This is a genomic window from Bacillota bacterium, assembly GCA_012727955.1.
In the GTDB taxonomy this organism is placed as follows: Bacteria; Bacillota; Limnochordia; order DTU087; family JAAYGB01; genus JAAYGB01.
The window spans coordinates 1-12265 of the sequence record JAAYGB010000047.1; the positions used below are offsets into that span (position 1 = coordinate 1).

12 protein-coding genes are annotated in these 12265 nt (G+C 54.0%); 10 read left to right on the forward strand and 2 right to left on the reverse strand.

Features of this window, described 5'->3' with window-relative positions; genetic code table 11:
- Nucleotides 1-230 precede the first annotated feature (230 nt).
- The 4 genes from GX030_08205 to asnS all read left to right on the forward strand — a co-directional run bounded on the left by GX030_08205 (nt 231) and on the right by asnS (nt 4668).
- Entirely contained in the window at nt 231-1721 is a 1491-nt protein-coding gene (locus GX030_08205; GenBank protein ID NLV92359.1) for a PAS domain S-box protein, read from the forward strand.
- 83 nt (nt 1722-1804) lie between these two features.
- On the forward strand, nt 1805-2887 hold the full coding sequence (gene ychF / locus GX030_08210) for a redox-regulated ATPase YchF (GenBank protein ID NLV92360.1): 1083 nt from the start codon (nt 1805-1807) through the stop codon (nt 2885-2887).
- 13 nt (nt 2888-2900) lie between these two features.
- Nucleotides 2901-3308 (forward strand): YlbF family regulator, encoded by a 408-nt coding sequence (locus GX030_08215; protein NLV92361.1) that lies wholly within the window; start codon nt 2901-2903, stop codon nt 3306-3308.
- Nucleotides 3309-3375: 67 nt separating this feature from the next.
- Nucleotides 3376-4668 (forward strand): asparagine--tRNA ligase, encoded by a 1293-nt coding sequence (gene asnS / locus GX030_08220; GenBank protein NLV92362.1) that lies wholly within the window; start codon nt 3376-3378, stop codon nt 4666-4668.
- A 99-nt stretch (nt 4669-4767) separates the two neighbouring features.
- On the opposite strand, the gene GX030_08225 is transcribed toward asnS, so the two are convergent.
- Complete coding sequence (locus tag GX030_08225) at nt 4768-5034, reverse strand: YqhV family protein (protein ID NLV92363.1); 267 nt, start codon at nt 5032-5034, stop codon at nt 4768-4770.
- A 107-nt stretch (nt 5035-5141) separates the two neighbouring features.
- Here GX030_08225 and GX030_08230 point away from each other — a divergent pair, with 107 nt between their 5' ends.
- The 5 genes from GX030_08230 (at nt 5142) to GX030_08250 (ending at nt 9687) form a co-directional block, all read left to right on the forward strand.
- Nucleotides 5142-6383, forward strand: a complete 1242-nt coding sequence (locus GX030_08230) for a serine hydroxymethyltransferase (GenBank protein ID NLV92364.1) — start codon at nt 5142-5144, stop codon at nt 6381-6383.
- A gap of 144 nt (nt 6384-6527) precedes the next feature.
- Complete coding sequence (locus tag GX030_08235; GenBank protein NLV92365.1) at nt 6528-7112, forward strand: pyruvate synthase; 585 nt, start codon at nt 6528-6530, stop codon at nt 7110-7112.
- A 29-nt stretch (nt 7113-7141) separates the two neighbouring features.
- Nucleotides 7142-7534 carry a 4Fe-4S binding protein gene (locus tag GX030_08240; protein NLV92366.1) on the forward strand — a complete coding sequence of 131 codons (393 nt, stop codon included), beginning with the start codon at nt 7142-7144 and terminating at the stop codon, nt 7532-7534.
- Between the two features lie 11 nt (nt 7535-7545).
- Nucleotides 7546-8730: a pyruvate ferredoxin oxidoreductase gene (gene porA, locus GX030_08245; protein ID NLV92367.1), complete on the forward strand. Its 1185-nt coding sequence runs from the start codon at nt 7546-7548 to the stop codon at nt 8728-8730.
- A gap of 15 nt (nt 8731-8745) precedes the next feature.
- Nucleotides 8746-9687 carry a pyruvate ferredoxin oxidoreductase gene (locus GX030_08250; GenBank protein NLV92368.1) on the forward strand — a complete coding sequence of 314 codons (942 nt, stop codon included), beginning with the start codon at nt 8746-8748 and terminating at the stop codon, nt 9685-9687.
- Between the two features lie 145 nt (nt 9688-9832).
- On the opposite strand, the gene GX030_08255 is transcribed toward GX030_08250, so the two are convergent.
- Nucleotides 9833-10366 carry a mechanosensitive ion channel gene (locus GX030_08255; GenBank protein NLV92369.1) on the reverse strand — a complete coding sequence of 178 codons (534 nt, stop codon included), beginning with the start codon at nt 10364-10366 and terminating at the stop codon, nt 9833-9835.
- A gap of 443 nt (nt 10367-10809) precedes the next feature.
- Between GX030_08255 and GX030_08260 the strand changes: the two genes are divergently transcribed.
- Nucleotides 10810-12195, forward strand: coding sequence for an MFS transporter (locus tag GX030_08260; protein ID NLV92370.1), 1386 nt, complete (start codon nt 10810-10812; stop codon nt 12193-12195).
- The last annotated feature ends 70 nt before the right edge of the window (nt 12196-12265 follow it).

The following is a 12265-nucleotide window of genomic DNA, read 5'->3' on the forward strand; positions in this document are numbered from 1 at the left end:
GGTACTTCCGGGGTGACCCGGTGGGAGAGTAGCACGTTGCCGAATACCTTTTCAGAAAGCCTTCTATTGATTCGATAGGATCACTAGAGGGCTTTTTGTTGTTCTTGGTTTATAACGTTGTAATTTGGCGGTTCTTGTGGATCTGTGCAGGAGGGTGCCTGTCTTGCTTGAATGATTACTAGCTGAGAGCATTTGGAGGTGTCAGTTACAGTTAGTAAGGAGGAGTATGCGTGACCGGTAGGTCCAATAAATGCCAGAGTGATGAGGGGTTTAAGGAGTTCATCGAGCTGATAGGTGCGAGCGACAGCATTTTTAGTCTTGTTTGTAGGTTCTTCCACAAATTGCGATGCGGCGTCGCGATTTTGGACTTAGACTACAACTTCTTATATGTCAGTGAGCTCTATGCTCAAATTCTCGATGTAAGTCGTGGGCACTTAGTGGGAAGACACTTTTTCGATCTCTTTGGCTCGCCGATGGAACTCAACATCTTCGAGCAAGTGGTTGCAAGTAACGAGGCCTATCGCGGGTACGATTATCCCTTGGTTTATCGGGTCAATGCAGGTAAAGATGGCCAGTCGGTGCGATATTACGACTGGATGCTGGTGCCCTTGGCGGTCTGTGGGAGACAGCCTCAGTGGCTGCTGTTAGTCCAACGAGATGTAACGGCTAGGAGAATGAGGGAGACAGCTCCCTGTGAGCTGCAGTCGGATGTCTCGGCACTAAGCGGCGTGATTGATGTACAGCTGGGTAGGTTTATTTGTTTTAACCCCGCTTTCAGCAGAGCCTTGGGATATTCCTGCGAAGAGTTACAGGGTACATCCCTGCAGGAGCTTATCGATCCCAAGGATCGAGAATTGCTTGAGGAGCAGTTATCTCTGTTGCGGAAGGGGCAGTCTGTTAAAGGGGTGCGTTTGAGACTGCGGCGTAAGGACAGTGATTATCGCTCCTTCTACTGGAGTCTGTCGGCCATCAGTGAAGAAGGAATTGCCTATTTAGTGGGCCGAGATATCACCGATGAGCTGCAGTGGGTGGGACAAACCAGCTACTTAGAGCGGGTTCGTTTGGTTGGTGAAATGGCAACGGTCATCGGTCACGAGATGAGAAATCCCCTGTCTTCGATTCGAGGCTTTTTGCAGCTGCTTTTGTACAGACGGGACTGGCCGGCCCGGGAAGAAATAGAAAATGCCATTCGGGAATTAGACCGAACCAGTACGGTGGTGGACAGGTTTCTTGACCTGGCCGGGGAGTCACCGAAGGAGTGTCGGCGGGTTAATCTCAACGGGATTGTAGAGGAACTGCAACCCTACATCCAGGTCAATGCCACCGAGGGTGAGTGCAAGGTGATGCTGGATGTTCACCCGTTACCGGATATGAGCCTGGACAGAGAAGAGATGATGCAATTAGTCCTTCATCTGTGTCGGGGTATCCTGGAGGCCATCGGGCGGGGAGGTTCTTTGGTTCTGCGAACTGGCTATCTCGGCGGCAAAGTTATTCTGCTGGTCCGTGGGATCGTTGATCTTGATCATCACGACGGGGAGCCTAGATCAATTCGGCCAGAGGATGGCCAGCTCAGTGCCACTTCCCGGATTCTCTTTTGCCAATGGATCGTTGATCGTTATCAGGGAAGTATCGCGGTTTACGAAGAGGATTTGGGGCTCAGCGTTGTGGTGAAGCTGCCGGTGCGCACTACCGAGGAAAAATTGGAGGCCGACAGCCAATAGTGAGATGCCTGCACCTTCGGGAAATGATATAATGCAAAAGGATTTGTTTGCATTATGTTGTTGCCAGGAAGGAGCTTGAATGAGTGGACATAGGAATTATTGGTCTTTCCGGTGTAGGCAAGACTTCTTTTTTCAATCTTCTGACCGGAGGTAAGGCGGACGCCGGATATGGCGGCGGTCGGGGACAGGCGAATATGGGCATGGGAAGGGTTCCCGATCCCCGGATTGATCGGTTGTCTGCTGTTTTCCAACCCAAGAAGACTACATACGCCACAATCCGCTTTATCGATGTGGCTGGATTGCAACCTTCAACTCAGGGAGAACGTCGGACCGGGGATTTCCTCAATGATATCCGTAACGTTGACTGCCTCGTTCATGTAGTTAGGGGCTTTGCCTCCGATGTTGTCCCCCACGTTGCAGGAAGCATTGATCCCCTGCGGGATCTGGAGCTAATCCATAATGAGTTGTTGTTGACCGATTGGGGTTTTGTTGAGACTAGACTGGAGAAGCTCGCTAAGGAACGGGTCAAAAACCCCAATCTAGCTAAAGAGGAGCCGATCCTGCGACGCTGTATGGAGGCCTTGGAAGAGGGCCGCCCCTTGAGCACCGTGGACCTCAGCGAGGATGAAGAAAAGCTGATGGCGGGGTACACCTTTTTCACCCGCAAGCCGATGATTATTGTCGTTAACCTCGACGAGGATCAGCTTCAGAGCGGTGAGTATCCCAACCAAAGCCAGGTACAAGAGTGGTGCCGGGATCATGCCCTTCCTCTAATTGAGGTCTCTGCCCAGGTGGAGCTGGAAATTAGTCAGCTCGACGAGGCGGACCGGGACCTGTTTATGGAGGAGTATGGACTCAAGGAAACGGGAATCGCTCGCCTAGCGCGCACCGCCTACAGCCATCTGGGTCTAATCTCTTTCTTCACAGTGGGTCAAGATGAAGTTCGAGCTTGGACTGTACGGGACGGTGCCACTGCCCAGGAGGCCGGTGGCAAGATTCACTCTGACATTGCCCGGGGCTTTATTCGCGCAGAAGTTTGCTCCTACGCTGACTTCATTGAGCATGGTTCCATGGCGGCGCTGAAGGAGAAGGGTTTACTGCGTCTAGAAGGGAAAGATTACAAGGTAAAGGACGCAGATATTATGACTTTTCGGTTCAATGTATAACGAGGTGAGTCAATTGTCGGTTATCGCCAAAGCCCATGAACTAGCCAAGGCACTGAAGGAAAGCGATGAATGGGTCCGGCTGGAAAGGGCTAGGGAAGAGATTAGCAGCCGAGAGGCTGCCAAGATCATGCTTCGGGACTTTAATGCCAAACAGCTGCTGCTCTACCAGAAGCAGCTGCAGGGCCAGGAACCCACAGAACAGGAGATCAATGAGTTGCAGACCATGCTGCACAACATCAGTTTTAATCCCTACGTTCGGGAGTTCCTCGAGGCGGAGCAGGCTTTGGGCGCGCTAATTCAACAGGTGCAGGAGATCCTTAGTCAGGCCCTGGGAATTGGTTCTGTTGGTGACGACGGGGAGTCGATATCGGAACCTACTCCTCGGGAACCGAAACAAACCTCGAAATTGTGGACACCTTAGATGGTGTTATGGCACGTAGCATTGGCAACAGGAGGTGGCAGGGCAGCCCTTGGGCTTGCCCAAGACTATGGACCAAGTGTATATAGAAGACCTGGGTCAACACGTAGGTCAAGAAGTTGTCATCAAAGGATGGTTATATAACAAGCGATCCAGTGGTAAACTGCAGTTTCTCATGGTGCGGGACGGTACCGGCATCGTCCAGGCGGTAGTATTCAAAAATGATGTATCGCCGGAGGTCTTTGCGGAGGCCGATCGTTTAACCCAGGAGTCATCGATTATTGTCAAGGGAACGGTGCGGGCCGACGATCGGGCACCGGGGGGATATGAGCTGGGGCTGACGGATCTAGAGACGGTACAGCTCTCTGAGGAGTATCCCATTACCCCTAAGGAACATGGTGTGGAGTTCTTAATGGACCACAGACACCTGTGGCTTCGCTCCCAGCGGCAGCATGCCGTGATGCGGGTGCGGGGAACCATCATCCAGGCGATCCATCGGTTCTTTACCGAACGGAACTTCCTCCTGGTCGATCCCCCCATTCTAACTCCGGCAGCTTGCGAGGGAACCACGACCCTCTTTGAAACCGATTATTTCGAAGACAAGGCCTATTTAACTCAAAGTGGACAGCTGTATATGGAAGCAGCAGCCATGGCCTTTGGCAAGGTATACAGCTTTGGACCTACCTTCCGCGCGGAAAAGTCCAAGACTCGTCGGCACTTAATGGAGTTCTGGATGATTGAGCCGGAAGTTGCCTACGCGACCCATGAGGACAACATGCGTCTGCAGGAAGATTTCATTACCTACATCGTGCAGGCGGTACTGACAGAACGCAGAGCGGAACTGGAACTGTTGGAGCGAGACATTTCTCGCCTCGAAAATGTCCAGGCTCCCTTCCCGCGGATCACCTACGACGAAGCCCTGGAGATCCTGAAGGAAAAGGATCTGGCCATCGAGTGGGGTGAGGACTTTGGTGCTCCCCATGAGACTGCCTTGGCGGAATCCTTCGATCGACCGCTGATTGTTGAGAAGTATCCCACCAAGGTGAAGGCCTTCTACATGGAGCCGGATCCTGAGCGGCCGGAAGTAGTGTTGTGTAACGACTTGCTGGCACCGGAGGGTTACGGCGAAATCATCGGGGGCAGCCAAAGGATTGCCAGCCTTGAGCTGATGGCCCAGCGGATCCGGGAGCATCAGCTGCCGGAGGAGGACTACCGCTGGTATCTGGACTTGCGCCGCTACGGAAGCGTACCCCACTCCGGTTTTGGACTGGGCCTGGAGCGGGTTGTGGCTTGGATTTGCGGCCTGTCCCACCTCAGAGAGGCGATTCCATTCCCACGCTTGCTGAATCGGATCTATCCGTAGTTCTTTGCCTGTGCAATAGGTTTCATTTGGTTGCGGCTGAGAAGGCTAATCCTCTCAGCCGCAACTGTATTTACGGGAGAAAGAGGAGTAAGCTAGAGGTTAACGGGTACCTAGAAAAATGAAGCAGACTCCCATCACCAGGAGAATGAGTTTCCTCGGCGACACTTGATAGGACATTCCCAAAATACCTAGGGCACTAACGGTCATCAGAATTACGGGACCAATCATTCCCAAGACACCGTTGATGCGCAAAGCAGTAGCGACTCGGCCAAACCGGAGCATTAGCAGTGCTGCGGTGATCTCGATGGAGCCTGCGATCATCCGCATCACCGCCATCTGAAAGACAGTTCTGCTTTCGTCACCCATGGTCTTCCCGCCTTTTCCCGAGATTTTCGGTGTGGACCCGTTGTCTCAGTGTCGATCCATCTCATCTCTATGTGGGGGGAGTCAGAATCATGTTGGGAGGTGTCTGCATGTACGAAGAGTTGAAGCAGATAGATCCAGAAGTCGCAGAAGCAATAATCAGTGAACTGCAGCGCCAGGAAGACAACATTGAACTCATCGCTTCCGAGAATTTTGTCTCTCGGGCGGTAATGGCAGCTACCGGTTCCGTCCTAACTAACAAATATGCCGAAGGGTATCCCGGCCGGCGGTATTACGGCGGTTGTGAGCACGTTGATACCGTTGAAACTCTCGCCATTGACCGGGCCAAGGAGCTATTTCAAGCAGAGCACGCCAATGTGCAGCCCCATTCCGGCGCCCAGGCCAACATGGCAGTGTACCAGGCGCTATTAGAGCCAGGAGACAGGGTCCTGGGCATGAGCCTGTCCCATGGTGGTCACTTAACCCACGGCAGCCCGGTAAACATGTCCGGGAAGTGGTACCACTTCTTTCACTATGGTGTAGATCCATCCACGGAAACCCTGGATTATGATCAGGTCAGAGACCAGGCTAAAAAGCACCGCCCCAAGCTGATCGTCGCCGGGGCCAGCGCCTATCCCAGGAAGATAGACTTTGCCCCGCTGAAGGAGATTGCCGACGAAGTAGGGGCCTATTTGATGGTGGATATGGCCCACATCGCGGGATTAGTGGCCGCGGGAATCCATCCCAATCCGGTGCCCTATGCCGATGTGGTTACCACCACCACCCACAAGACCTTAAGGGGACCCCGGGGCGGGATGATCCTGGCCAAGGAGGAGCTGGCTAAGGCCATCGATAAAGCCGTCTTTCCGGGAACCCAGGGTGGTCCTTTGATGCATGTCATTGCCGCCAAGGCCGTGGCCTTGAAGGAGGCGATGGCCCCGGAGTTTGCCGATTACCAAAGGCAAATCGTTGCCAATGCCAAGCAGCTGGCCGCCAGCCTGATGGAGAAAGGCTTCCGCTTGGTGTCCGGCGGTACCGATACCCACCTGATGCTGGTGGATGTTAAGGCAGTGGGACTGACGGGGAAAGAGGCGGAATCTGCCCTGGACCAGGTGGGCATCACCGTCAACAAGAACACCATTCCCTTTGATACCGAAAGCCCTGTAGTCACCAGTGGAATCCGTCTCGGCACTCCGGCGGTAACCACCCGGGGGATGAAGGAACGGGAAATGGAGGAGATCGCCGAGTTGATTGCGCAGACCCTACGCTCCGGTAAGGCTGAAGGGCAACGGGCACAGATCTCCCAGCGTCGCCGAGAACTCACGGCCAGATTTCCCATCTATAAATTCTAAACCAGTAAGCGAGGACCTAAGGCCCCATTTGCCCGTCTAGGACGGCGGGTAGATGGGGCCTCCCTTTGTTTGTCATCGAGTAATCTGGCAACCCATGGGGCATATTAGCCAAGAGTAACAGGAAGTTGAAGGAGGCGATGGCTGATGGCAGAAATGCTGGAGATTCGCTGGCACGGTCGCGGTGGTCAGGGAGCCAAAACCGCTGCCATCCTTTTGGCTGAGGCGGCTGCCGCTGCCGGGAAATACATTCAGGCCTTTCCCGAGTATGGGCCGGAGCGGATGGGTGCTCCCGTGGTGTCCTACAACCGCATCAGTGATGAGCCCATCCTGCTGCACAGCAGTGTCGTTAGTCCCCAGTACGTGATGGTGCTGGACTCGACCTTTATCGGTTCCGTGGATTTCACCGCCGGTATCCCACCGGGAGGGACCATTGTCCTGAACACTTCCCACTCTCGGGATGAAATGTGGGAGCGGATGCAGCTGGGGGATCGGGACCTGCGGCTGTTTGTCGTTGATGCCAGTGCCATATCTGAAGCGGAGATTGGCCGACCTATTCCCAATACTCCCATGTTGGGAGCGCTGGCCAAGGTCAGCAAAGGGCTGGAGCTAGAGGCGCTCATTGAGGATATCACCGGGAAGTTAGAGAGGAAGTTCCGCGATCGACCTGAGGTAATCGAGGGTAACCTACGGGCAATTCGTAGGGCCCACGCGGAGGTGTCGGGAGGATGAGGATAGAGAATACCAGCCAGACCAAACACATGAAGTCCAGTCATGAAGCGATTAACATCGGTCCCGGCGCGGGATGGCGGGACCTTCCCCGAGGGGGTGTCATCCCTGAAGGAGGTACCGCGCAGCGTTTTGCCACCGGAGACTGGAGAACTCTTCGCCCGATTTGGAGTGCGGAAAAGTGCATCCACTGCCATCGGTGCTGGGTCTACTGCCCCGACATGGCAGTGATCAGTGAGGACGGCAAGATCCAAGGGATGGACTACAAATTCTGTAAGGGGTGCGGGATCTGTGCCAACGTCTGCCCCACTAAGGTCCATGCTATTGAGATGCATCCCGAGGACAAGTTTGTCGATGATGAGGCAATGAAACAGGAGGATGAAGTAATACAGGAAGATGAGCCGAGACCAAAGGAGGATGGCTGATGGCGGTGCAAATGGAAACAAAAATGGTGGCATTAACGGGCAACGAGGCCGCAGCCCAGGCGATGCGACAAATCTGCCCCGACGTGGTAGCCGCCTATCCGATCACCCCACAGACGGAGATCGTTCAGATCTTCTCGACGTTTGTGGCCGATGGGTTGATCCCGACGGAATTCGTCCCGGTAGAGAGCGAACACAGCGCCCTGAGCGCCACCGTGGGCGCAGCAGCCGCGGGCGCCCGGGCGATGACCGCAACATCGGCCAATGGGTTGGCCTTCATGTGGGAGGTCTTGTACATCGCCTCGGGAATGCGACTGCCCATCGTAATGCCCGTAGTCAATCGGGCTTTGAGTGGGCCGATTAACATTCACTGTGATCACAGCGACACCATGGGAGCCCGGGATTCCGGCTGGCTGCAGCTGTACAGCGAGACGGCCCAGGAAATGTACGACAATCTCATCCAGGCGGTGCGCATCGCCGAGCATGCCGATACCCGCCTGCCGGTGATGGTGATGATGGATGGCTTTATTACCAGCCACGGAATGGAAAACGTCGAGTTACTAAAAGACGCCCAGGTCCGGGAGTTCATCGGAGAGTACCACCTGGAGCATGCCCTGTTGGATGTGGACAACCCCAGCACCTGGGGACCCTTGGACCTGCAGGACTTCTATTTTGAACACAAGCGGCAGCAGGCCGAGGCGGTGAAGATAGCCAGGAACGTGATCGCCGAAGTGGCCAAGGAATACGCTGACTTAAGTGGTCGCCATTACGGGTTCTTGGAGGAATACCGTATGGAGGACGCGGAGGTGGCCATTTTGGTCATCGGGTCCACTGCAGGAACTGCCAAGTATGTGGTCAATCAGCTGCGGGAGCAGGGAGTCAAGGCTGGGGTCATCAAGCTCAGGGTTTTCCGGCCCTTCCCGGTACAGGAGCTAACCAATGCCGTAGCCAATCTCAAAGCCCTCGCGGTGATGGACCGGGCGGAAAGCTTCTCGGGACAGGGAGGCCCGCTGTTTACCGAAGCACGGGCTGCCTTGTATGCCGCACCCCACCGTCCCCTGATGCTCAACTATATCTACGGCCTTGGAGGTCGGGACATCACGCCAGAGATGATCGCGTCGGTGTATCAGGACCTTCAGGATGCGGCCCAATCGGGGCAAGTCCAGGATCCCTATCGGTTCCTGGGAGTTCGGGACTAACAGGAGGTGACAAACATGGCGACATTAAAGGATTTGGCGAAGAAAGAAGTGCTCATCACCGGAGGCCACCGGGCTTGCTCTGGGTGTGGCTTTCCCATTGCCATTAAGATGATTCTTTCCCAAGTGGATACACCGGTAGTGGTGGGCTGCGCCACAGGCTGTATGGAGGTGACTACCACCGTCTATCCCTACACTGCTTGGAAGCCCAACTTCATTCACAATGCCTTTGAAAACGTAGCGGCAACCATCAGTGGGGTGGAAACTGCCTATCGCAGTCTAAAAAAGCAGGGCAAGATCGATAAGGAAATCAAGTTCATTGCCTTTGGCGGCGATGGCGGTACCTATGACATCGGCTTGCAGTCCCTGTCGGGAGCGATGGAACGGGGCCATAACATGGTCTATGTCTGCTATGACAATAACGCCTATATGAACACCGGAGTGCAGCGATCCAGTGCTACCCCCTTGGGGACCAATACCTCCACGACACCCGCGGGAACCCAGTCCACGGGAAAACCTCAGTCTCGGAAGGACTTGACCGCGATTATGGCGGCCCATAACATTCCCTACGTAGCCCAGGCAGCCATCAGTCATTGGAACGATCTGGTCAGAAAGGCGGAGAAGGCCTTTACCGTGGAGGGACCGGCCTTTCTCAACGTCCTTACCTCCTGTCGATTGGGATGGGCCATTCCCCCAGAGGATGCCATCGATGCCGTTGACGGTGGAGTCCAGTCAAATTTCTGGCCGTTGTATGAAGTGGAGAATGGGGAATGGAAGCTGACCTTCCAGCCGCGAAAACCGCTGCCGGTAGCCGATTGGTTGAAACAGCAGGGGCGGTTTAAGCATCTCTTTCGGGGAGACCACTCCGAAGTCTTGGAGGCCATCCAAAGGGATGTCGACGAGAAATTCGCTCAGCTGTGCCGCCGCTGCGGTGTCGAGCCAAAGACCGCGGTACACTAAAGATGTGGTTAGCCGGTTGCGCAGCCAGACCGCTAGGTCCGATAGACGATGAGGGCGGCAGGTTCATATCAACGTCTTGATTTGGAAAAGCAGAACAGGGGATCAAAGTCCGACCCTTTGCGTCGCCCTTTGATCCCCTGTATCTTTACTGGGAATCATCCTCTTGGTAGATTGTATAGATTCCAGAGTCAACGGTACGGTTGGGGATGGTATGTAAATTACCGTTATCGTCTCGTACCCGGGTCTTCCGGATATTCAGCTCCACCAAACGCCCTTCGATGTTACCTGCTTTGATGCGTTTGCCGATGGTCAGTTCGTCATCGCTAATGAGAAATACTCCGGCCAAGAGATCCTGGGGAACAGTATTTAGCCCTGTGGCCAAGGCGGCGCCGATGAGGGCGATGGAACCACCTAGAGCCAAGGAAAGCTGAGTCAGCCCCAGTGTATTGAGAACGGCAGCAACTCCTAGCACCCAGGCGACGAACTTGCCGGCCGACAGAAGCATAGACAAAACCTTTGGTTCGATTTTGCCCCACCGACTTAGCCTTTGCACTAACGCGGTCAGCAGGTAGTTGAGGGCTCCGACAAAGACAACGATCGCGATGATCTGCGGTAGTTGATTGACGAAAACCCCTAACCCAGTCCGAAACTGTTGCCACAATGAAAGCTCCATTTTCATCACGAGACATCCCTAAAGAGGCCCACGACTGTCGTCGTGGGAGGAATGCGACTCGTTTCCTCCCTTCCTTTGGATTCAAGCAATTCTCTTCTTCTTGTACTGCCATCCATCTGAATCCCAGGAAATTGGCAGTAATTGTAGTTTACTCCATGGCAGATACCTTTGCCTGCACCATCTCGTGGATCCACCAAGTCTCAAGCTCTGACCATCACTTAGGACAGTTCATCTACCTTGGTATTTTCCCCTAAAATCTGGTAGAGCTTGCAGCGATATTGCAAGCTCAAGACTCTGGCAGAAGTCCATGACTTCTTGTATTTGATTTATCACAAAAGCATCAACATTACTTCATCGTATATTAACCGCGAAACTGCTTATATCCTTTAGACTTTGCCCTTCAAAACAGGTATGATAAACTTAGAACCATTTTTTCGGGGGAATGACAGATGACACAGCGAGACCCTCGCGAGGACGATGGTGGTGGGGTTGTGACGAAGCGACGTCGGGGCAAATGGTCACAGATGCAAAGGGCGATGCGCTACAGCATCTGGGACGGAATGGCAGCCAACATGAGTGAAAACCTCTTTGGACCCTTCCTGTCCCTGTTTGCGCTGGAATTGGGTGCGACGAAGGCTCAGATTGGTCTGTTAAGTTCATTACCTAGTTTGTTAGGCAATATTGCTCAGATCCCGGCCGCGATGCTTACTGAACGCTTGGGCCGTCGGAAGATATTGACGGTATGGTCGGCGATTGGAGCCCGGTTGTGTCTTTTGGCGACGGTGTTTATTCCCTTCTTGTTTGGCAGTGAGTTTAATCTGATAGGTCTGTTCATTTTTCTTGTGGCAATGCGGGGCTTTGTCAACAGCCTGGGAGTGCCGGCTTGGACATCGATCATGGCTGATATCAGCCCGGTGGAGTCACGGGGTGCCTTTTTCTCCACTCGCAACATTCTCTCAGGGATGACGGGGTTTGCCGGTACCCTGTTGGCGGGGTGGATTATCCGAACCTATGGTTTCCCGGGAGGATATCAACGGTCCTTTTTCCTAGCCTTTCTCACCGGGGTACTTGCTATTTACTTCTTTGCCCGGATTCCCGTTCAGGAACCGGGGCCAAAAAAGGCAAGGATAGCTGAGGAAGCAGCAGAAACTGAAGAGCCGGCAGAACCAAAACTAACCCTTAGGCAGAAGTGGAACAGAGCTCTGGATGCCTTTTCACAACACGCTAATTTCCGGAAGTATTGTTTCACCTCGATCTTCTGGCAATTCTCCGTTTCCCTCGGCGGTCCCATGGTAGCCGTTCACTTTGCCGAGAACCTCGGTGGTACCCCGGCGCAATGGAGTATCGCCAGCTCTGCTGGGTTGGTGGCCGGTATCCTCTTTCAGAAGTACTGGGGACGGTTAGCCGATCGCTTCGGACCTAAGAACGTGATGAAATTCGCTGGAATCCCCGCTGCGGCATTGCCGTGGATATGGTTGGCGATACCCATCCCTCAGTTAGGGTTTATTGCTAGTTTTATTGGCCAGTTTGGCTGGAGTGGGTATAACCTAGCGGCCTTCAACTTGATCCTGGAGTTGACTCCCGATGCCAGCCGCTCCACCTATGTGGGCGTGTACAACACGATGGCGGGAATCAGTGCCGCTATCAGCCCAGTGATCGGAGGAGTGTTGGCGGAGCACATCGGGATGTACTGGGTGTTGTTTCTTTCCGGTCTTTTGCGGTTTGTAGCTTTCCTGGTGTTTGTGTTCAATGTCGACGATACTCGGTCTACACCGATGCGTTGGTCCGACATGTTTCCGGATGCCTTGAGACCGAGGCAAAAACTCGCCGGGTAAACGGTAGACAATTAGGTTATAATGCCATATAATAGACGCAAATCCGATGCAGGGGAATAGATGGAAGTCC